Origin of the sequence: Methylobacterium sp. 37f (genome assembly GCF_023093475.1) — a bacterium.
GTDB lineage: Bacteria > Pseudomonadota > Alphaproteobacteria > Rhizobiales > Beijerinckiaceae > Methylobacterium.
Map to the genome: position 1 here is coordinate 30,591 of NZ_JAGHKN010000034.1, position 21,597 is coordinate 52,187.

Annotated in this window: 18 protein-coding genes and 1 tRNA gene; 11 read left to right on the forward strand and 8 right to left on the reverse strand. The window is 63.8% G+C overall.

The window, feature by feature from the left end; genetic code table 11:
• Nucleotides 1–59: 59 nt before the first annotated feature.
• From rpsA to J7U37_RS19340, 8 genes are all read left to right on the forward strand, one after another.
• Complete coding sequence (gene rpsA / locus J7U37_RS19305; protein ID WP_056184418.1) at nucleotides 60–1,790, forward strand: 30S ribosomal protein S1; 1,731 nt, start codon at nucleotides 60–62, stop codon at nucleotides 1,788–1,790.
• 409 nt (nucleotides 1,791–2,199) lie between these two features.
• Complete coding sequence (gene sppA / locus J7U37_RS19310) at nucleotides 2,200–3,183, forward strand: signal peptide peptidase SppA (RefSeq protein WP_247636743.1); 984 nt, start codon at nucleotides 2,200–2,202, stop codon at nucleotides 3,181–3,183.
• A gap of 46 nt (nucleotides 3,184–3,229) precedes the next feature.
• The gene (gene ihfB / locus J7U37_RS19315) at nucleotides 3,230–3,541 is read left to right on the forward strand and encodes an integration host factor subunit beta (RefSeq protein ID WP_055959108.1); all 312 of its coding nucleotides are present in this window, start codon (nucleotides 3,230–3,232) and stop codon (nucleotides 3,539–3,541) included.
• Nucleotides 3,542–3,578: 37 nt separating this feature from the next.
• A complete protein-coding gene (locus tag J7U37_RS19320) occupies nucleotides 3,579–3,953 on the forward strand; it encodes a LapA family protein (RefSeq protein WP_247636744.1) in 375 nt (124 codons plus the stop codon).
• A 25-nt stretch (nucleotides 3,954–3,978) separates the two neighbouring features.
• Entirely contained in the window at nucleotides 3,979–4,623 is a 645-nt protein-coding gene (locus J7U37_RS19325; protein WP_247636745.1) for a phosphoribosylanthranilate isomerase, read from the forward strand.
• 199 nt (nucleotides 4,624–4,822) lie between these two features.
• Nucleotides 4,823–6,064 (forward strand): tryptophan synthase subunit beta, encoded by a 1,242-nt coding sequence (gene trpB, locus J7U37_RS19330; protein WP_056184499.1) that lies wholly within the window; start codon nucleotides 4,823–4,825, stop codon nucleotides 6,062–6,064.
• A gap of 111 nt (nucleotides 6,065–6,175) precedes the next feature.
• Nucleotides 6,176–6,252, forward strand: a tRNA-Met gene (locus tag J7U37_RS19335).
• A gap of 276 nt (nucleotides 6,253–6,528) precedes the next feature.
• Nucleotides 6,529–7,779: a site-specific integrase gene (locus J7U37_RS19340; protein ID WP_247636746.1), complete on the forward strand. Its 1,251-nt coding sequence runs from the start codon at nucleotides 6,529–6,531 to the stop codon at nucleotides 7,777–7,779.
• 18 nt (nucleotides 7,780–7,797) lie between these two features.
• Here the strand turns inward: J7U37_RS19340 and J7U37_RS19345 are convergent, their stop codons facing one another.
• Entirely contained in the window at nucleotides 7,798–8,763 is a 966-nt protein-coding gene (locus J7U37_RS19345; RefSeq protein WP_247636747.1) for an IS481 family transposase, read from the reverse strand.
• Nucleotides 8,764–8,980: 217 nt separating this feature from the next.
• Nucleotides 8,981–9,565, reverse strand: coding sequence for a PAS domain-containing protein (locus tag J7U37_RS19350; protein ID WP_247636748.1), 585 nt, complete (start codon nucleotides 9,563–9,565; stop codon nucleotides 8,981–8,983).
• Between the two features lie 171 nt (nucleotides 9,566–9,736).
• Between J7U37_RS19350 and J7U37_RS19355 the strand changes: the two genes are divergently transcribed.
• On the forward strand, nucleotides 9,737–9,958 hold the full coding sequence (locus tag J7U37_RS19355) for a hypothetical protein (protein ID WP_247636749.1): 222 nt from the start codon (nucleotides 9,737–9,739) through the stop codon (nucleotides 9,956–9,958).
• A 78-nt stretch (nucleotides 9,959–10,036) separates the two neighbouring features.
• Here the strand turns inward: J7U37_RS19355 and J7U37_RS19360 are convergent, their stop codons facing one another.
• The 3 genes from J7U37_RS19360 to J7U37_RS19370 all read right to left on the reverse strand — a co-directional run bounded on the left by J7U37_RS19360 (nucleotide 10,037) and on the right by J7U37_RS19370 (nucleotide 12,166).
• A complete protein-coding gene (locus J7U37_RS19360; protein WP_247636750.1) occupies nucleotides 10,037–10,630 on the reverse strand; it encodes a MucR family transcriptional regulator in 594 nt (197 codons plus the stop codon).
• Between the two features lie 743 nt (nucleotides 10,631–11,373).
• On the reverse strand, nucleotides 11,374–11,841 hold the full coding sequence (locus J7U37_RS19365) for a hypothetical protein (RefSeq protein ID WP_247636751.1): 468 nt from the start codon (nucleotides 11,839–11,841) through the stop codon (nucleotides 11,374–11,376).
• Between the two features lie 139 nt (nucleotides 11,842–11,980).
• The gene (locus tag J7U37_RS19370; protein ID WP_247636752.1) at nucleotides 11,981–12,166 is read right to left on the reverse strand and encodes a hypothetical protein; all 186 of its coding nucleotides are present in this window, start codon (nucleotides 12,164–12,166) and stop codon (nucleotides 11,981–11,983) included.
• Between the two features lie 1,341 nt (nucleotides 12,167–13,507).
• On the opposite strand from J7U37_RS19370, the gene J7U37_RS19375 reads away from it, so the two are divergent.
• Complete coding sequence (locus tag J7U37_RS19375; protein WP_247636753.1) at nucleotides 13,508–13,789, forward strand: DUF2312 domain-containing protein; 282 nt, start codon at nucleotides 13,508–13,510, stop codon at nucleotides 13,787–13,789.
• Nucleotides 13,790–14,009: 220 nt separating this feature from the next.
• Nucleotides 14,010–14,963 (forward strand): HNH endonuclease signature motif containing protein, encoded by a 954-nt coding sequence (locus tag J7U37_RS19380; RefSeq protein ID WP_247636754.1) that lies wholly within the window; start codon nucleotides 14,010–14,012, stop codon nucleotides 14,961–14,963.
• Between the two features lie 36 nt (nucleotides 14,964–14,999).
• Here J7U37_RS19380 and J7U37_RS19385 read toward each other — a convergent pair whose 3' ends face one another.
• The 3 genes from J7U37_RS19385 to J7U37_RS19395 all read right to left on the reverse strand — a co-directional run bounded on the left by J7U37_RS19385 (nucleotide 15,000) and on the right by J7U37_RS19395 (nucleotide 21,566).
• On the reverse strand, nucleotides 15,000–15,602 hold the full coding sequence (locus tag J7U37_RS19385) for a site-specific integrase (RefSeq protein WP_247636755.1): 603 nt from the start codon (nucleotides 15,600–15,602) through the stop codon (nucleotides 15,000–15,002).
• A gap of 655 nt (nucleotides 15,603–16,257) precedes the next feature.
• Nucleotides 16,258–18,750, reverse strand: coding sequence for a histidine kinase dimerization/phosphoacceptor domain -containing protein (locus J7U37_RS19390; RefSeq protein ID WP_247636756.1), 2,493 nt, complete (start codon nucleotides 18,748–18,750; stop codon nucleotides 16,258–16,260).
• A gap of 365 nt (nucleotides 18,751–19,115) precedes the next feature.
• A complete protein-coding gene (locus tag J7U37_RS19395) occupies nucleotides 19,116–21,566 on the reverse strand; it encodes a PAS domain-containing protein (protein WP_348773008.1) in 2,451 nt (816 codons plus the stop codon).
• Between the last annotated feature and the right edge of the window lie 31 nt (nucleotides 21,567–21,597).

Below are 21,597 nucleotides of genomic sequence, written 5' to 3' on the forward strand. Positions count from 1 at the left end.
GTGTCCCGTCACACGAGCCGCCGATGCCGGCCTCCCGATGAGGCCTGTCAGGAGACAGAATGACTGCTGGTAACGCCCTACAGCGTAGCCCGAGCCGCGACGATTTCGCAGCTCTTCTCGAGGAGTCCTTCCTCGAACACGAGATCACCGAAGGGTCCGTCGTCAAGGGTCGCGTCGTCGCGATCGAGAAGGACGTGGCCGTCATCGACATCGGCGCCAAGACGGAAGGCCGTGTCGCTCTCAAGGAATTCAACGGCCCCGGCCGCGAAGGCGAACTCGCCGTCGGCGACGAGGTCGAGGTCTATGTCGACCGCATCGAGAATGCCCTCGGCGAGGCCGTCATCTCGCGCGACAAGGCGCGCCGCGAGGAGAGCTGGGTCAAGCTCGAGAAGGCCTTCGAGGCCAACGAGCGCGTCACCGGCGCGATCTTCAACCAGGTCAAGGGCGGCTACACCGTCGATCTCGACGGCGCCGTGGCGTTCCTGCCGCGCTCCCAGGTCGACATCCGCCCCGTGCGCGACGTCACCCCGCTGCTGGGCACCCCGCAGCCGTTCCAGATCCTCAAGATGGATCGCCGCCGCGGCAACATCGTCGTGTCGCGCCGGACCGTCCTCGAGGAGAGCCGCGCCGAGCAGCGCTCCGAGCTGGTGGCCAACCTCGAGGAAGGCCAGGTCATCGACGGCGTCGTCAAGAACATCACCGAATACGGTGCGTTCGTCGACCTCGGCGGCATCGACGGCCTGCTCCACGTCACCGACATGGCGTGGCGCCGCGTGAACCATCCGTCCGAGGTCGTGACCATCGGCCAGACGGTCAAGGTCAAGATCATCAAGATCAACCACGAGACCCACCGCATCTCGCTCGGCATCAAGCAGCTGCTCGCCGATCCGTGGGAGGGCATCGCCCAGCGCTACCCGGTCGACGCCAAGCTCAAGGGCCGCGTGACCAACATCACCGATTACGGCGCCTTCGTGGAGTTGGAGCCGGGCATCGAAGGCCTGATCCACGTCTCCGAGATGTCCTGGACGAAGAAGAACGTCCACCCGGGCAAGATCGTCTCCACCTCGCAGGAAGTGGAAGTGCAGATCCTCGAAGTCGATCCGGTCAAGCGCCGTATCTCGCTCGGCCTCAAGCAGACCCTCCAGAACCCCTGGGAGGCCTTCGCCCAGCAGCATCCGGTGGGCTCCGAGGTCGAGGGCGAGGTCAAGAACAAGACCGAGTTCGGCCTGTTCATCGGCCTCGACGGCGATGTCGACGGCATGGTCCACCTGTCGGATCTCGACTGGAACCGTCCCGGCGAGCAGGTCATCGAGGAGTTTAAGAAGGGCGACATGCTGCGCGCCCAGGTTCTCGACGTCGATGTCGAGAAGGAGCGCATCTCGCTCGGCGTGAAGCAGCTCGGCGGCGACCCCTTCACGGAAGCCGGTGACCTCAAGAAGGGTCAGATCGTGACCTGCGAAGTGGTGGACGTGAAGGATTCGGGCGTCGACGTGAAGATCGTCGACACCGACCTGACGACCTTCATCCGCCGGGCCGAGTTGGCCCGCGACCGTGGCGACCAGCGCCCCGAGCGCTTCGCCGCCGGCGAGAAGTTCGACGCCCGCGTGATCCAGTTCGACCGCAAGGCGCGCCGGGTCCAGCTCTCGATCAAGGCCCTCGAGATGGCCGAAGAGAAGGAGGCGATGGCCCAGTTCGGTTCGACCGATTCGGGTGCCTCGCTCGGCGAGATCCTGGGCGCGGCCTTCAAGAAGGCCCGCACCAGCGACGACAAGGACGAGTCGCAGGACTAAGCTTGGCGCGCGTGCCCCGGTCCTTCGGGACCGGGGCATCCGTCCGTCTCTTCGACGCCCGCGCGGGATCGCTTCCCGCGCGGGCGTTTTCGTATGCGCCCCGTCACCGGATGGCCGGCCGCCCCCGCGACGCGCGCGACCGCCCCGGCCAGACGCCGCCCCGCAGGCCCCGCGACCTGCCCTCTTGTGGGTCCGGGCCGGGCAGCGCTAGAACACGGACCAAGGATGGTTTGCCCCGGGGTTTGCCCTGAGGACGCGTGACGCGACAAAGGCTTGGTGCAAATCGGCGGGGAGTGTGGGACAAGGATCGCCCGGCGCGCGGACGCGAGTCGGTGCGGGTCCCGCATCCGAACCCGGGCCTGAAAAACAATCCGCCGGTTCAGCCGGCGCGAGGGAGCAGAACCAGCGCATGGCCGCGGATGCCGAACTTCTGATCGATCGCCGGCGCCTGCGCCGCAAGCTGTCCCTCTGGCGGGTGCTCGGCATCGGCGGCCTCGTGGTCGCCGTGGGCGCGGTCGGCCTGCGGGTCCGCAGCGGCGACACCTTCGGCCTCGGCGGTCTGCGCCCGCAGATCGCCCGGATCTCGATCGGCGGCTTCATCGCCGGCAGCGAATCGACCACTAAGCTGATCGAGCGCGTGCGCGACGACGCCGCGGTCAAGGGCGTGGTGGTGTCGATCTCCTCGCCGGGTGGCACCACCACCGGCTCCGAGGAACTCTACCGCAACCTGCGCGCGCTCGCCGAGAAGAAGCCCATGGTGGCCTTCGTCGACGGCACGGCGGCGTCGGGCGCCTACATCGCGGCGATCGCGGCGGACCACATCGTGGCGCGCGAGACCGCGCTCGTCGGCTCCATCGGCGTGCTGTTCCAGTATCCGGACCTGTCGGGCCTGCTCGACAAGGTCGGGGTCAAGGTCGAGTCGGTGAAGTCGGCGCCGCTCAAGGCCGAGCCCTCGGGCTTCACTCCGACTTCGCCCGAGGCCCGCGCGGCGCTCGCCGCCGTGGTGGGCGACACCTACGGGTGGTTCAAGGGCCTGGTGGCCGACCGGCGCAAGATGTCCGACACGGAACTCGCCACCGTCTCGGACGGACGGGTGTTCAGCGGCCGCCAGAGCGTGCCCCTGAAGCTCGTCGACGGCCTCGGCGGCGAGCGGCAGGCGGTCGCCTGGCTCGAATCGCAGAAGGGCGTGCCGGAGAACCTGCCGGTGCTGGACTGGAAACCCACCACCAAGAGCGATTTCCGCCTGTGGTCGGCCCTCGGCCTCGGGGCCGATCTCATCGGGCTCGACGGCCTCGCCGCCCGCCTGCGCCAGGTCGGCGACGAGACGGCGGGGCTGGCTCAGGGCGGCCTCCTGGTGCTGTGGCGGCCCGGCCCCGCCGAGGCGGCCCGCTGACGGTCCGCGCCCCGTCTTTCGTGCATGATTTCGTGAAGGCCCTCGCATGATCAAGTCGGAGCTCGTGCTCAAGATCGCCGAGCAGAACCCGCATCTCTACCAGCGCGACGTCGAGACCCTCGTGAACGCGATCCTCGACACCATCGCGGACGCGCTCGCCCGGGGCGACCGGGTCGAGCTGCGCGGCTTCGGTGCCTTCTCGGTGAAGCGCCGCGATGCGCGACGCGGGCGCAACCCGCGCACGGGTGCGGCCGTTGCCGTTTCCGAGAAGGCCATCCCGGTGTTCAAGACCGGAAAGGAGATGCGCCTGCGCCTCAACGAGGCCGGCATCGGGGACGGCGAGGCCGCCGCTTCCTGACCCGCTGCCCCGTCCCAACCGTTCGGAGTTCCTCTCGATGATCCGCTTCCTCAAGGGTTTGCTGCTGCTCCCCGTCGCCGTCCTGGTGGTGGCCTTCGCGGTGGCCAACCGCGACGTGGTGCGGGTGTCGTTCGATCCCGTCTCGCCCGACATGCCGGTGTTCAGCGCCGCGCTGCCGCTCTACCTGCTGCTGTTCATCGCAGTGGCGATCGGCGTGCTCCTAGGCGGCTGCGGCGCCTGGCTCGGGCAGGCGGGCACACGCCGCACCAGCGCCGCCCGCCGCCGCGAGATCCGCCGCCTGGAGAACGAGACGGCGCGCCTCAAGACCTACGCCCCGCCGCCGACCAACGAGGGTCCGAACGGCATCTACCGCAACGCCTCCGACCGCGTCGCCCTGCCGGCGCCGCACTGAGGCCGAACCCCGGTTCCCCGCCCGCATGTCCGCCGTCGCGATCAAGATCTGCGGGCTCAGCACCCCGACGACCCTCGACGCCGCCCTGGAGGCCGGGGCCGACCTCGTCGGCTTCGTGCACTTCCCCAAGAGCCCCCGCCACGTCGATCTCGAGACCGGCCGGGCCTTGTCCGCGCGAGCGAAGGGCCGGACCGAGCGGGTGGTGCTCCTGGTCGACCCCGACGACGCCCTGGTGGCGGCCGCCGTCGCGGCCTTCGATCCGGACTGGATCCAGCTCCACGGCCGCGAGAGGCCCGAGCGGGTCGCGGCCATCCGCGCCGGCACCGGCCGCCGGGTGATGCGGGCCATCGGTGTCGCCAGCGCGGCGGATCTCGACGCCGTGGCCGCGCAGGCGCGCGCGGCCGACCGCATCCTCCTCGACGCCAAGGCGCCCCCCGGCGCCGACCTGCCCGGCGGCAACGGCCACGCCTTCGACTGGAGCCTGCTCGACGGGGCCACCCTGCCGGCGGGCTACATGCTCTCGGGCGGTCTCACGCCCGACACCGTGGCGGCCGCGCTCGCCCGCACGGGTGCCCGCGCCGTCGACGTCTCGTCGGGCGTCGAGATCCGGCCGGGCGAGAAATCGCCGGCCCGCATCGCCGCCTTCGTCGCGGCCGCCCGGGGCGCCTGACGCTCCGACATCTTCGACGACTCAGCATTTCTGACCGTCGACGGCCTTGCAATCGGGTCGAAAAACCCTTGATTTCAAGGATCGACGTGTTGGCCGCATTGTCGCCGCCCCCCGCGCGGGTCTAGGCGTTGGCCAAACGCATCCGCCCGTCTCGCATGCATCCGTCCTGCATGCCTCCGTCACTCCGAGGATCATGCCCGTGACCATCGCTCCCCCTCCGAACTCGTTCCGCAACGGCCCGGACGAGCGCGGCCGCTTCGGTATCTTCGGCGGACGCTTCGTGGCCGAGACCCTGATGCCGCTGATCCTCGACCTGGAGGCGGCCTACACCGCCGCGAAGGCCGACCCGGCCTTCCAGGCGGAGATGAACAGCCATCTGACCCATTACGTCGGCCGGCCGAGCCCGCTCTACTACGCCGAGCGCATGACCGAGCACCTGCGCGCGCAGGCGGCCCCCGGACACGGGGCGAAGGTCTTCTTCAAGCGTGACGAGCTGAACCACACCGGCTCGCACAAGGTGAACAACGTGCTCGGCCAGATCATGCTGGCCCGCCGCATGGGCAAGCCGCGCATCATCGCGGAGACCGGCGCCGGCCAGCACGGCGTCGCCACCGCCACCCTGTGCGCCCGCTTCGGCCTGAAATGCGTGGTCTACATGGGGGCCGTCGACGTGGCGCGTCAGGCGCCCAACGTGTTCCGCATGAAGATGCTGGGCGCCGAGGTGGTGCCGGTGCAATCCGGCACCAAGACCCTGAAGGATGCGATGAACGAGGCCCTGCGCGACTGGGTCACGAACGTCGCCGACACCTTCTACTGCATCGGCACCGTGGCGGGCCCGCACCCGTATCCGGCGATGGTGCGCGACTTCCAGTCGATCATCGGCCGCGAGACCAAGACGCAGATGCTGGAGATGGAGGGCCGGCTGCCGGATTCCCTCGTTGCCTGTATCGGCGGCGGGTCCAACGCCATGGGCCTGTTCCACCCCTTCCTCGATGATCCCGAGGTCAAGATGTACGGCGTCGAGGCGGCCGGCCACGGCATCTCCAGCGGCCTGCACGCGGCCTCGCTCTCGGGCGGCAAGCCCGGCGTGCTTCACGGCAACCGCACGTACCTGCTGCAGGATGGCGACGGCCAGATCGCGGACGCGCACTCGATCTCGGCCGGCCTCGACTATCCGGGCATCGGCCCCGAGCACGCCTGGCTGCACGAGGCCGGCCGCGTCACCTACCTCTCGGCGACGGATCAGGAAGCCCTGGACGCCTTCAAGCTCTGCTCGATGCTGGAGGGCATCATCCCGGCCCTGGAGCCGGCCCACGCCCTCGCCAAGGTGCGGGAACTGGCACCGCAGCAGCCCGAGGATCACCTCCTGGTCGTCAACTTGTGCGGACGCGGCGACAAGGACATTCCCCAGGTCGCCGAAATCTTCGGGACCCGGCTCTGACAGGGCGACGGGACAGGCCATTTTCCTGGGGCCGACCCCGTTGACACCCAACGGCGGGGTTCCCTATACCGCCGATCTCATCGCGGCCTCGATCTTCGGCGGCCGCGGTCTGGCGGGGTAGCTCAGCTGGTTAGAGCAGAGGAATCATAATCCTTGTGTCGGCGGTTCAAATCCGTCCCTCGCTACCAAGATTTAAGCCTGCTAGGTCAATGACTTAGCAGGCTTTTTCTTTGCTCTTTGAGCGGCGGGAAAAAGGCTATAAATCCTAGAACAGGCCTAGCGCAGCCGAAAAAATTGTCGTGCGGGCGTAACGGTTTGCTGGGGGCTCAGAAAGCACCCTAGCGCACTTCTAGCGCAGTCCTCCGCATCGCAGTAACCAGACAGGGCGCATCGTGAGCACCCCAACCAGCCCCCAAGCTGAGCGCTACCAGCTGTTCCAACGCGCAGGCAGCACGAAGTGGCAGATGCGCTTCAGCGTGCGAGGGCAGGGGCAGCTGAAGCGATCCTTGGACACGGACGATCGAGGGGAGGCTGAGCGCCGCGCTGACGCCATCTGGTACGAGGCCACCTACCGGGCCAAACAGGGTCTCACCGCTCGCGCACACGGCTTTGAGGCTGTCGCTGAGGAGTTCATCGCGCAGATTCATCGTGAGGTGGAGCGGGGCGAGCGCCGAGCGGATCAGGGCAAGAGCGAGCCCGCGATGATTCGGCGCTTCTTCATCGGCTACTTCGGCTCCAAACCCGTCGATGCCATCACGGACACGGATCTGGAGCGCTACGCGGAGTGGCGGCGCACCTACTGGACCGAAGGCCCTGGCAAGCTCATCGAGCACATCGAGTACGAGCGTGACGGGCACCGCCTGCGCCGACCCGTGCGGCGCTCAGCACCCTCCATCAGCCGTCAGCGCGGTGAGACCGTGGTGCTGCGGGCGCTGCTGCGCTGGGCCTCGCGGCAGGGCTACCTGAAGACACCGCCTGAGATCAGCATCAAGGCGCGGCGTGCGCCCGACAATCGTCGGCCCAGCTTTGAGCCTCACGAGTTTGCCCGCCTGGAGGCGGTGAGCCTGAGCCGGCTTGTGGATCCCATCATGGATGGCACCGGCGCGGAGGTGCGGGCCAGCGGCCGGCGCAGCTGGCGCATCAAGCGGCTGGACGACCACACCCGTCGGGATCGAACCCTTCTGCACGCGTACGTGATGATCGGCGCGTTCTCCGGCCTTCGTCCCACGGAGATGTACAATCTCACCTGGGGTGACGTGCTGGGCTACCGAGCGGGCAGGGGCAAGCCGGTGGATCAGCGAGACATTCGCTTGCAGGTGCGAGGCAAGGGAAAGAGCGGCAAGGCCATTCCTCAGAAGGCGGCGATCCCGTGGTTCGACACCCTGTGGATGCTGTTCGAGCGCAGCATGGGCCGAGAGCCCCTGGATACGGACCCGGTGTTCGCGAGTGAGCAGGGCAAACGCGTCAGCTCCGTCGCGAACGGCTTCACGGAGCTGTTGAAGGCCTCAGGTTTGGAGCGGGATCATCGCGGCATCAAGCGCACGCCGTACTCGCTGCGCCACTTCTACATCAGCGAGCAGCTGGCCAACGGCGCGGAGGTCATGGATGTGGCCCGCAACTGCCGCACCTCACTCGTCATGATCGACAAACACTACGGGCAGGTGCGGCTGGAACGAGTGGCAGATCGGCTCCGGCCGGAATGGACGCGGGCCTGAGTTAGTCAGAAGTTGACCTTAGGTGTTCAGTCCCGAGGTGAGATGGGTCGGATCGTATCTGAACCGGTCCGGATCGTCTGCCCAGGCTCGGCAGGCCGCTTCGTATGGCGTGAGGCCGCGTAAGGTCTTGAGTCGCCGAGCGAAGTTGTAGGCATCCAGGAAAGCGGCGAGGTGTTCCCGCAGTTGGTCGTGGCTGTCGTAATGGTAGCGCTTGACGGTCGCCTCCTTGAGGGTCCGGTTCATGCGCTCGACCTGGCCATTGGTCCACGGGTGGTTTGGCTTGGTGAACCGATGCTCGATGTCGTGCGCCCGGCAGATCTGGTCGAAGCGGTTGACGCGGTACAGGGCAGTCGGGCCTCGACGGTTCTTAGGCAGCTCGGCGAACTGGATGCCGTTGTCGGTCAGGATGAGGTGCAGGCGGTAAGGACAAGCCTCGATGAGCGCCTCCAGGAAGGCGCAGGCCATGGGCCGATCAGCGCGTTCGTGCAGCTGGGCGAAGGCGTATTTGGATGTCCTGTCGATGGCCACCCAAAGGTACCGTTTGCCTTCGCCGGTGCGAACTTCCGCGATGTCGATGTGGAAGAAGCCAATCGGGTAGGCTTTGAAGGCCTGTTTGCAGGGCTTATCACCGCCAACCTCGGGCAACCGGCTGATCCCGTGGCGCTGCAGGCAGCGATGCAGCGACGACCGGGTCAGGTGCGGGATGGTGGCCTGGATCGCGTACAGGCAGTCGTCGAGCGGCAAGAGGGTGTGCCGGCGGAAGGCGACGATCGCTACCTCTTCCTCGGTCGTGAGCACGGTCGAGCGCGGCGTCTTCGGTCCCATCGCCGCGTCATGCACGAAGGCACGCTTACGCCACTTCGCGACCGTCTTGAGGTTCAGTCCATGCTGAGCGGCAAGATCTTTGAGCGGAGCTTTCGATCGCTGTAGCGCTGCACTGACCGCGTGCGTGGTCGTGGCGCAGCCGTGAAGAACCTGTCCCATAACGCCTCCCGGTGTGCGGCAACCTCAGCTAAACTGATGCCACCACACTGCGGGACTGCACACCTAAGCAGAAGCTCGAAGAAATCTGCTTACGGTTCGCTGAAATCTGTTTTTTGAATCTTCGAACGGAACAGTCCCACAATCCTACTTTTGAATAGCCGCACGGAGAAGCCTGAGTCGTGATTGAGGTCCCGTCACTACCCGCAACGACCTACAATTATTTATCAAGTGTCTGAGATATTGAGCGCCCAATACTCAACAACACAAGATCAACCGCTCTACGTACTTCGGTTGGGGCATCAAGAGGCAGCGATTGCTTAAGCGCAATGCTAAGATCTGCAGCATGCTCAAGATTATCGTTCGACATCGGTGGATTGCCGAGGATGTAGCGCTCACCGCCGTCGCGCATCTCAGTGATGTCGATGAGGATCCCATGCGAACGTGCCGGTTGGCCGACTGCGTCGTGGTAAGTCCGCCCACGACTGAGTAGCCATCGTACTGTTCCATCTTTTTTAAAAACTCGATATTCGGCCAGCACCAAACCACCAGCCTGAACAGCTTTAAGCATGTGTTCCATCAGCCACGTCATATCCGTGGGATGGACCGCCTTCAGAGCAATGGGGCCGCAGATCTCGCGATCCGCAAGCTCCGGATCGCCCGTGAGAAGTAGTGCGGCGCCTTCGTCATAGGTGACAACGTTCCGGATATGATCCCACTTCCAGGTACCGACGACACACGATGCATCAAGAGCAGCACGTAGGTGCTCCAGATCTGTTTGTTGGCTGATAGCACCGAATCCCACGAGCGCCCCTCCGAATCCTCCATCCCACCGTGACAGATTTTTCCTAAGAATAACATATGCGATTGCAATGCTTGAACACAGCTTGGCTGCTGTGGCAGCGTAAGCGCTGAAGTGATAGCTTCTTGCCAGCCGCGACGACGTCGCGGAAGCACTGAACGAGACGCGAGGAAGATGGCGAACGACAAAAAAGTTTTAGCTCGTATCGCCGCCGCTCTTGGAGTGCCGACATCAGAATTTAGTGAGATTTCACCTCAATGCAGATCCGATAACAGCCTTACAAATCTTAAGTCAGCGGCCCTGCTGAGTCACGTACGTGAACATCTACGTCGATTAAACACTGAGGAGCGTAAAATATTTGCCGCAGCTTTACTGGAAATATCTTCTGCCGATTGATCTGCCGCAGGATCTGAAGCGGCGCCACTATATTTATTTCTTAACACAGACTTGAAGATGCAATCTATCGAGGCATCCTCAGGGTTCTATGCCATCCTCGTCGAACGGCTCGCGGATTATCTCTTCCTCGAAAGCATCGGCTATATCTGCCTGCTCAGGCTCTGGGATCGAGTCCTGCGTCACTGATTGCTCTGCGTCAGCCGAGGAATCATCTCTGTCTGTGGACCCTTCGTCCGCCGCAGAGAAGGGCGCCTCGGGCGCAGCACCCCGCGACTTGCCCAAGCCGAGATCGCGTGCGAGCTGCGAGCGCTGGGCTGAGTAGGCCGAGGCGGTCATCGGATAGTCCACAGGAAGACCCCACTTGGCCCGGTAGGCCTCCGGTGTGAGGCCAAGCCGGGCAAGGTGCCGGCGCAGCGTTTTGTACGCCTTGCCATCCTCAAAGCTGATCAGACCGTTAGGCTGGATCGAGCGCCGAATCTCAGCCGGCGTCAGCACGCGCTGCTTCTCGGTGGGCTGCGCGCTCCCTGAGGCGAGCCCTTGAATGCTCGCATGAACGCCTCTGATCAACTCCGGAAGCTCAGTCGCCGAAAGATGATTGCCTGCGGCGTAGGCAGTGACGATCCGCGTGGTGAGTTCTACCAGATCGTCCTGTTCGCCAGCTTCGATGGCCATCCGTGCTCCTTAAGACCTGAACCTCACGAGGGTCAGGTATCACGGAAACCAGGGCTATCAAGTCACCAGAGGGCTCGCGGAAGCCGGCGCTTCCAGCGCTCACCGGGCCGCAAGGTGGCTGCCTGCTGCGTGCGCCGTGCGGAACGCATCTGCGCCAAGGCGGGCTGCGCGATTACAGCGGCATCAGCTTCAACGATAGCGTCAACAGCCGAAGGAGCGACCTGCCGTTGAGCCTGGGCCTCATCAGAGACCGGCGTAGCTTTATCGGCGGTTGCCGAGCTCTTCGTACGTTTGGCGGGCGGCTTTACCCGGCGTACCCGTGGCAACCGCTCCTCAGCAGGGGCCTCGCGCACCTCAGAAGCGTCTGGCTCAACGGGCATCGCAAACATCGGCACAAGGCTCGGCAGCACTCGCCGTGCCGGCGTTTCGGCACGCACAGGCTCGGCACGCGGCACATATGTAGGTTCAACCTCAGCGGTCGCGTTCGCCGCGGCAATCAGCTCTGCACACCAGACATTCTGGCTTGTCCGAGTACGGGCCGTGGCATCGATGAGCGAAACGCGGGATGTACGGGTATGCTTGATTTCGACCGTAAACGGTCGCGCGCTACGGCGCTTCATGTATGGAAAGATCCTGAAAATTACACGCTCAGCGGCGCAAAACGCGCCAGCGGCGGAGACATATCATATGGCGCACAGGCTATCCGTGTCTAGTCACGCTTCAACACAGATACGGCTGTCGCGCTAAATAAACGCGTGTTTGCGCAATTCCTTTATCGACCCTTGCGCGGTGCGATGATGGATGAAGAGGCCGCCCGCCTGCTCCCACAGATGCCGGTACTTCTCCCGGTCATCCACGAGCGTGTCTCCAGGGCGGCAATGCTCCCGCTTTAACGCAGCGCCTGTGGTGATCACCTCTACGCCGGGGAAGTGACGTTCTGCCCAGCGACGCTTCTGCGGTTCAGCCCAGTTCCCGCGCGGCAGACCGGTCAAAATAATCGGCTTCAGGTGCTGAACGGCCTCGTACAGCTCCATTGCATCCGGCAACAGCGGAAGCTCGCCGAAGAAGCTATCGAGCGAGGCGAGCTTGCCCCAGAACCGCCTGAGGCCAAAGCGGCGCTCGAACTCTGCCGGCGGCATCCCAATGGCTTGGGTCGCGCCGGTATCAAAGTCGGCGAGCACGCCGTCGCAATCCAGAAACACTGTTGGCATCAGACGGGCACGACCTCACAAACTCGGCTTCGATAGCCTGAGCCAGCAACAGCAGCACACAGGAAGACGTTCAGTGTCAGGGGCCGGCTTCGGCGACGCTGCAAGTCATCGTCTGAAAGGGCCGGAATCCCGCAGATGATCAAAGGCTTCTCGAGACGACGCCGAGCGCAAGCACCACGTATGCGCCGACGAAGAACCACATTCGGAATTTCACCACCGTGGGACCGATCGTGGGGATGCGCAGGTAGAGGCTAGCGACAGCAAGGCCAATCAGCACGAGTGACACGAGAAACGTGATGGCACGAGGAGGTGAGAGGTTCAGCATACCCCCATCGTGGTGCCGCATGGTTGAGGAGTCGTGAAGACTACGCTGCGGGCAGCCGTTGGGCCGCTCGGGATGGAGGCTTTACGCCGGGGCAAGCCGCGGCGACACCTGACCATGCCTTGCAGAGACTCCTTCTCAACGCACGCATGGACACCAGAGGGCTCGCTGCCCCGCTCACGTCCTACAGGCGATAGAGAACGTCAGCGAGCCCATCGGCCGAAGAGAGTATCCTACGGCATAAGGCCGATTCAGCTAGTTGAGCTGGTTTCGACCAAACTACAGCTCAACATAGGCTCCGCTCTATAGAGCACTCAAAACGCGAATTGACGGAAATTGATGCTGAGGGCGAAGACAGAAGAGCCTGAAAAACTAATGAGTAAAAGCAGCCAGGAGAGTAAGGACACCGATCATCGTCAGGCAAGCAGATATCTTTAGGATCAGTAGATTATTTGATGAATAGCCACGATTATCATTGGCAGCACGGCGGTACGAGCCGATCAGGTATCGGTTGAGCGCAGGCTCAGGCGGCGTGATCCACTGCTCAGTAGCTTGACGGTTTCTGACGGCAGACATGCAGCAGCTCCTCGGTTATCCGCGGGCAACCACAGACACCCACGCAATGCGCTCGAAGTAGGCTGTTCCTCGGGCGCTTCGCGGAACTGGATTAAGCAGATCGCCAAACTCCTGTCCATGCAAAATAGCGCGCCGCAGGTGGATACCTCCGCATTATACTACTCGAAAGTAGGGGCTTAGCCTGCTTACAGGCTCTCTCATGCACCCAGAGAATGACTGGTATTTGGCATCTGGCATACCAAAAGCGGCAGTGCGGTGTCATAGATGCTGCAACGCAAACGACCTCCCGGGCTTCGCACCATGATCACCCTGCTTCTTGCCGTTCTCGCTGCCGGCATCGCCAACATTGCGCTGGTGGCCTTCGTGGCTGACCGCCTTAGCCCTAAGGGCGACGCTTCTCCGTCGGCAGGCGAGCTTGTAGCCGTCACGCAGGGCGCTCCTACTTCTGCAAAGCCCCGCGCTGTTAAGGTCGGAAACGAGAACACTTCGGCTGGCACTGCTACGGTCGCCGCCTAAGCGAGTTTCGGCACCACACACCGAAGCTGTACGGTCGAGAGCCCTGCCAGTCATTGGCGGGGCTTTTTCTATTTTCTCCCTGGTACAGCTACACGACCAGAAGTGGCTCGGCCTCCTTCCCTGGAACGCAACGATGGTTGCCCGCGAGACGGGCTCTGCCTTGCTGGGAAACGGCATACCTTACGAGGCATCTTAACCTCTCGCTTACTCAAACCCACGAGGTTGCGGGTCGGAACAGTCCAGGGAGAGAGCATGTCCGACACCATCGACACCGTTGGCGTTGCCGGCGACCGTATCCGCTCGATCATCGAGCGCGTCGAGAAGGTCGAGGAAGAGATTAAGGACCTTATGGAGGCCAAGAAGGAGATCTTCCTGGAGGCCAAAGGCGAGGGCCTCGACGTAAAAATTCTCAAAGAAATCCTGAAGCTCCGCAAATTGGATCAAGACGAGCGAGACGAGCACGAGACCCTGCTCGACGTCTACATGCGTGCGATGGATGCTCCGAGCCCCACTCCGATGGCTGAAGCGGCCTAAGGGGGGAACAGTAAACTTCGTCGCGTTGAGCCGCCGTGGTGGCCAGAAAATCCCCATGGCGGCATGAAGTTTTGCTGCTCCGAACAAGATAATACCGCAACAGGATGCTGCAGATGCGTCTCAACACGTTATTTCAAGCAGAAATCAGGCCGCTCTTGCAGAGCCTCTGATACCTGCTAACTCACTATCGATAAGTCGCTGAATCACCCACGGGGAATAGATGGCACTTTGGTGGGTAAATCTCGGTGAGGCTTACAAGGTGCAGCGGAGCGCTGGAAGACTGTGGTGCCCGAATCAGCTCCAGCGAAACGGAAAGTTACAAGCGCCATTATCGCATTGGTCTTTGATTGAGGAAATAAACGATGGTAATTTTATCGTTGCCTGCAATAATCAAAAGATAAGAGCCCTCTTAGTATCAAAAGGAAATGTCTCTGCGAATATTCCTGTTCCAGTCGCATTAAAGCAATATGCTAGCAAAGGTTGGGGCCCTAATGGGTGGGAGCTGCAGGTTGATTTCTTAGAGTTCCAGCGACCGCCGTCTCGGCAGGAGATCGTAAAGGGGCTGTTCAAGAAGGAAGCGCCGGATAGCCCCTTCAAAACTCTTATGCCGGACGGCAGCGGTGACGGGCTGCAGGTCTTTCTAGGCCGCATTCCGGACTGGGACGGCGAGGAGCTGTTTGATAGGCTTTTGCAATTACTTTCTAGTCAACAACTCGCGCAGACCAATTCAGCGGCTGCAGAGGATGGCGCCACACATCCAGCGACCACCTACAACGCACTGCAAAGCAAGCGAATTGGACAGGACACATTCCGCAAGCGAGTAATTGACCTCCTAGGCCCGAGATGTTGTGCAACAGGCCTAGACCGAACTGAGCTCCTCCGCGCATCTCATATTTATCCCTGGGCGATATCTGATAACTATCAGCGCCTCGACGGACACAATGGCTTACTACTCTCTGCTGCTTTTGATGCTGCCTTCGACAAACACCTAATTACCTTGGATGATAACGGAGCATGGATCAATGTTGCGCAGCTATCGCCAGCTCAGCTTCTTCAGGCTGGCTTAGATCGAATGTCGGAATGCCGCGTTGAGGGGCTTGATTCAAAGCATAAAAAATACCTCGAGCTTCACCGACAGCATGCCAAAGCAAAATTTGGCACTACAACTCAGTAGGAGCCCAGCGCAGCCCGACGAGGCGCAGCAGCTCCTTCAAAGAATTTCGACAGCCGAACGCATCATCTCATCGTTGACGTCGATGTAGCGCTGCGTGGTCGAGAGATGGCGGTGTCCAGCGAGCATCATGATAGCCTTGGGTGAGATACCGGCGTGAGCGAGCTTCGTAATGAACCAGCGCCGTCCGCTGTGGCTCGATCCGCCATCCAACCCAGCCAGATTGTACCAGCCCTTCATGAGCTGACACAGCGTGTTCGCGCTGAACGCTGAGCGCTTTTGAGTGATGAGTACCGGCTGAAGCGGGGCAGGGGGCTGCGCGAGGCTGCCCCGGTACTGCTCCACCTCCTTGCGGAGCCGACCGTTCATGAACACCACGCGGGCATGCCCGCCCTTGGTGACAGCCGCGCTGAGCCGGAGCTGCTCGCGGACCTTGCCCTCACAGTCGAGGAGGTCATTCCACCGAAGCGATGCAATTTCCCCCACTCGTAGCCCGGCCAAGTAGCTAAGCATCAGGGCTATTCGATTGCGCGGCCCATATTTGCCCTGACTCACCACTGCTGCAAGCCGCCGGAACTCCGCCTCGGTGGGCACCCTGGCCTGCTTCATTGAAATCTCATGCTGTGTGCGGATCAGCGACAATGCATGCTGTTTCCAATTGACCGAAAGGGCGAGGCCTGGAACAAAATCAGCAACAGCAAAGACTTACCTTGTTATTGAATATCATAAAACATAGCTTTTATGATGTTATGGGTCGGCCTGAAGCTCAGCTTTTTGTGCCTGCACAACCAACCTAAGAATATACAATTAAAGCGTGCACTGGCTGCTTTCGACCCAAATAGGTCATAGCAAGGCCTCTTCCGGGTTCCCAGAAGCAGTCGTTCAGTCGGACTACAGCTCTTTCCGGCTCGGCTATGCCAGGCGACCCGAGTAGCCATTGACCTCGCGTTTGAAATTTCCGGACTGAAGCAGCAAGCAACCTTCCGATCGCGGGCAGGTAGCCCCTGCAGGGACCCGCTTCGGCATCGATCGCGACGTAATCGCGGTAGTTGCGGCGCGGGGGCTCGAAGCGTGTTGAGGGCCACCGTGTGGGCTTAGGATGGCAAAGTTGGGTCACCGCCGGGGCTGTACAGGTCCGTGTTGCCGGTTCGAGCTCAAGGACCGCAGGCTGCGACCGTGGGTCGGTTCCCGGACGGCTGCGGAGGCCATAGCCGAAGCAAGCCAGGGGTGGGACCCCGGCCCGTACGCGATCGTTCGAGCACGGTTACCGTCGGGATCACGGCCGACATCCCGGGCCTCACGCATGCACGGTGAAGCAGGCGCCCGGATCGTTCGCCACCTCAAGCGTCGCGTCGATCTGGTCGAGCATGGCTCGCACCAGCTTCATTCCAAGCCCCGTGCCCTTCGGCTTCCGATCGGCCCAGCCTTCTGGCAGGCCCTCGCCGTCATCGCAGACGCGCACCCGGACCCGGCCACCGCCCTGGTCGCTGACGCTGACCGAGATATGGCTGCCGCCCGCATCTCGGGAGGCGTACTTGAAGGCGTTGGTGACGAGCTCGGTGGCAATGAGCGAGAGCGCCACCGCCTTGCGGTAGGGAACCATTACCCGGGCGTCGGCTGTGATGCCGACGGTATGGCCGTCGCCCGCCATGCCGGATAGGTCGCGGCAGAGGTTCTCAATAGTCTGGCCGAGATCCACGTCCTCGATATTCTCTGCCTGGTACAAGCTGTCGTGGACACGCGCGACGCTCATCACCCGTGCCGAAGTTTCGGCGAAAGCCTGCTTTGCCTCCGGGTCCCTGGTCTGGCGCTGCTGCATCAGCAGGAAGGCCGATACGATCTGGAGAGAGTTCTTCACCCGGTGGTCGATCTCCCGGCTCAGCACGTCCTTCTGCTCCAGGGCCCGCTCTTTGTCCGCCAGCAGTCCCGTCAGCTCGACGATGGTACGGCGTTGGCGTAGCACGACGCCCTCTACGACTTGTGCGAGGGAAGTGGCAAAGGAGAGTTGCCACTCCGCCCAGGGCTTCGACAAACCTTGACGCTCCTCGATCCAGCGCTCGAACGATCGCCGCGGCAACACGGCGGCCGACCCGCTGCCGGGCGCCACGGGCTTGCGGGGGTCGCCGCCCCAGGAGACGGTACTCGGGACCTCGGGTCGGAACCACAGCAGCAGGTTGCGCCTCGACTCGTCGACAAAGACCGCCACGAGGCCGCTGCCGCGGTCTGCATAGGCCAAAGCTGGCGGATAGGCGGCGGGCAGGGCGTGGGTGCTGAACCCGGCCTCGGCCGTCGGTCTAGCGCCCAGGAGCCAATCCCGGAGGGTACGGATAGCCTCGGGCTCTGGTGCCCGGCCGACCACGGTAACGGCATCGTCTGCTACGACGGCGGCTCCCTCCGCCTCGAACAGGTCGAGCATGGTGGTCTCACCGGCCGTCAGCGCAGCCACGTAGTCGTCGGACCGGGTCAGCTGGCGCACGAGACGTCCCTCGGCGGCGAGATGGGCCTGCTGCGCCTCCCAGAGGCGCCGCCCCTCGATCTCCTGGACCCGCATGGCGAGGGTCTCGGCAAGCAGCGCGGCCGTGGCCCGAACCTCCGGTGGCACGTAGTGCGGACGACGATGGTGTCCGATCAGCAGGCCCCATAGCGCCCCGTCAACGACGATGGAGGCCGACATCGAGCCGTTGACGCCAAGATTGCGCTGGTATTCCAGATGGATGGGCGACAGCGAGCGATGCTGCGCAAATGTGAGGTCGACCGGGCTCTCGGCCTCCGCAGCATCGCCGAGGATCGGCACGGGCTCGGCATCACGGTCGGTAACGAACCGGCTCCGGGCGCGCAGGTAAAGGGCGCGAGCCTGGGCGGGAATGTCCGAGGCAGGAAAATGGAGGCCGAGCAGCGAGCGGGACCAGTCGCCAACTTTGTCCTCGGCGATGGCCGCGCCATTCCAATCGGCGTCGAAGCGGTAGACCAGGACGCTCTCGAACCCGGTGGCGGCACGGACTTCGCGCGCCGTCGCCTCGGCCACCTCGGCGACGCTCCGTGCGGCACGCAACCGGGACACAGCGGGGCCCGCCCCCGATCGCTGCGTGGACCGGAAGTCGCCGGGTCGCTCCGGGACGACCTCCAGTTCGACAATGACGCGACCGTCATGAGCATGGGCTACGCCGAGGAACGGGACGGTGTCATCCTCGCCGAGACACATGCGCTCCAAGACGGTTTGGCCACCGGTCATGCGCCCTTCCACGAGGGCTTCGCTGATGCAGGCTACGAAGCCGTCGGGCAGGACTTCGTGCAGCGACCGACCGAGCAACGACGATCCTGCATCGGGAAACGCCTCGGCGACATTGGCGCTGTGAGCGAGGATGGTGAGGTCCGTAGGATTGGCGACGAGGAGGACGACGCCGGGCTGGACCGATCCCGGGATGTGGATCGGCTCGCGTTCGCAGACCGAGACGTCTACCGGCTCAGCGCGTTCGCGACGCTCGACAGCGGCGGCGCCCAGGCGTGGATCACGGGGAGCAGGCCTTTCGGTCGGGATCAGCTCGATTGACGCTCCCTCCGCAGCGTCGACCGACGCCATGCGCAGGTCGAGTTGGACCGGGCCAGCGGCACGGTCGAGGGCGAAGCGCGCGGCGACGTCGAGACGCCCACGGCGCACGCCCGAGAGAAAGCGGCCGCGTCCACGGGGAACGTTGGTTCCCGGCATCAGGTCGCGGAAGAAGTCCCGGCCTACCAGGGTTGCGTTCGCCTGAACCAAGAGGATTGCGGCGGCGGGGTTGGCGGCACGCACGATGCCCCGGTCGTCAAGCCAAACGACGCCGTGCGGTATGTCGGCGATCCGATTCACCGTGGGCGAGTCATAGCCTGGACCGTCAGCGGGCAGTCCCTTGCCGTCACCTCTCGTCATATCATTCCCATCAGGAGGGTTCGCATTACCCGGTCATACTATGGCACGGGATGGCTGGCCCGTGTATGAATGAGCCCGAATGGACAGGCAGAACGACGCCCCGACCATCTCGGACGGCGAGCGTCCCAGTTCGACACCGTCGCGACCATCCTGCCTGTTTCCTGCGCCTGGTCCTGACCGGCGTTTAGGCGTCTGTCGCAGCCAGGTTCGCGCTCCGTAAGGTGGTGTAACGGTCACCCGTACAGCTCTTACCACCTTCGCCGGATGGCCTCGCCAAGGGCCCGGGCGACATCCTCGGCAGAGTAGGGCTTGCGGAGAAGGTCGAACCCATGGCTATCGTCACCGGCGAGGACGCCGCTGTAGCCGGTCGTCAAGATGACCGGCATGTCCGGATGCTTCGCACGAAGGCGACGAGCGAGTTCAACTCCGCCCATCCCCGGCATCACCACATCGGAGAACACCGCGTCGAACCGACGGGGATCCCTATCCATTTCGGCCAGGGCGGCCTCGGCATTTTGCGCCCAGAAGGTCGCATGGCCAAGGTCCTGGAGGAGCTGAGTGCAGAAGCGTCCGACGTCGAGGTTGTCCTCGACCACGAGCACGTTCAGGCCGCCATCGATGGTGACTGCCCTGGCGTCCCCCGCTCTGCTTTCCTCCACCGCCACCGATGCTTCGATCTGGGGCAGGTAGAGGGTAAAGGTGGTGCCGCGACCGACCTCGCTCGCCACGTCGACGTCGCCGCCGGACTGCTTGGCGAAGCCGATGACCTGGCTGAGGCCGAGCCCAGTGCCCTTGCCGACTTCCTTGGTGGTGAAAAAGGGTTCGAAGATCCGCTCCAGCAGGTCGAGTGCGATACCCGCGCCCTCGTCGACAACCGCCAGCGCGGCGAACACCCCGGGGGCCGGCGCGTGGCCGCGGATGCCCGGTAGCCCGGAGCCGCATGCGAGGCGAAGGGTCAGCGTACCTTCGCCGTTCATGGCGTCGCGTGCGTTGACCACCAGGTTCACTAGCGCGGTCTCGAACTGGCTCAGATCGGCCCGGACGTGGCAAGGCAGCTCCGGCACCTCGGTGACGATGCGAATGCGCGCCCCTGTCACCGCGTTTAGCATCTCGGCGACGGCCCGCAGACGCTCTGCAACGTCAAACACCACAGGCTTCAGCGCCTGCCGTCTCGCGAAGGAGAGAAGCTGACTCGTCAGCTTGGCGGCCCGGTCAACCGTGTCACCGACCGCCGCCAGGTAGCGAGCGCGCCGCTCCTCGGCCAAGTCAGGTCGCCGCAGGAACTCGACCGACGACTTGATGACGGTGAGCAGGTTGTTGAAGTCGTGTGCTACGCCCCCGGTGAGCTGGCCAACCGCCTCCATCTTCTGCGCGTGCCGCAAGGCCTCCTCCGCCTGGCCGAGGCGCTCCTGAGCGCGCAGCCGCTCGGTAATGTCCTGCACATATTGGAACGCGCCGATCCGGCGGCCCTCGTTGTCGCGCAGCGTGGTGAACTTCAGCTCATAGAAGGTCCGCTTACGATCAGGGTCGCCGAACTCCTCGACGATCGTGAACTCCTCGCCGGCTAGGGCCCGTCCCCAAGTCGCCCGGACGGCGGCGGCGTGATCTGGCCTACGGGCGAGAAGGCCGACGATGTCGTCGCCGATCCGGGGTCGCATTCCGAACGCGGCTTCGAACTCTTCGATCCAGGACCGATTAGCAGCCAGTAGGCGGTAATCCATGTCCAGGGCGCCCACCATGGCGTCCGTGGTCTCGAAGACGTCTGCCCAGAGCTTGCGCTGCATCAGCGCCTCTTCGACACGCTGCTCCAGGGTTACGTTCATCTGGCGCAGGCATGCCTCCGCAAGCTTGCGGTCATGCACGTCCTCGACGACGCCGTACCACCGGATGACGGCACCGGCTTCGTCGCGGCGTGGCCAGGCGCGGGCTCGCATCCAGCGATGGCCGCCGGTGGCTCCCACCCGCAGGCGATAGTCCACGTCCACGGGCTCGCCCGATGCTAGCGAGGAAGAGAACGCTACGAGGGTCCCGGGCACATCCTCCGGATGCACCGCCGCGATCCAGCCGGAGCCGTCCGGCTCGCCCGCCGCCTGACCGGTGAGGTCGAGCCAGCGCTTCGAGTAGGACAGGATGTTGCCGTCCGGATCGCAGGTCCAAGGTACCTGCGGATTGAGCTCGACCGTCTGTCGGAAATGCTCCTCGCTCTCGCGCAGTGCCCGGTCGGACAGCACGCGCGCGGTGGTCTCGTTAGTGAAGATGAAGAGGCCTGCGATGCCACCGTCGCGGTCGAGCACGCGAGAGTACGAGAACGAAAACCAGCTATCGGCCTCGCCCCGGTCGGTGTCGAGCCTCCACGGCTGGTCGTCGAAGCGTCGGCTTCGGCCGGCGAAAGCCGCGTCGATGATTGGCTTGGCTTGCTCCCAGCCATCCGCCCAAACCACATCGAAGCGCTCGCCCATCGCCCATTCCAGGCGTGGCCCGAGAAGCGGGAAGTAGGTATCGTTGAAGAAGAAGGTGAGCTCCGGCCCCCAGGCTAGTATCATCGATTCCGGCGAGTTGAGCACGAGGCTGAGCGCCGTGCGGAGCTCCGGGGACCAGTTCGCGGGATGGCCGAGCGGATGGTCGGACCAGTCGCGCTCCCGAATCATGCGCGCGGCCTCGCCACCGCCCGCCAGGAAGGCCAAACTGTCGCTCACCACATCACGCTCCGTCGGCGAAGTGGGTCCTTAC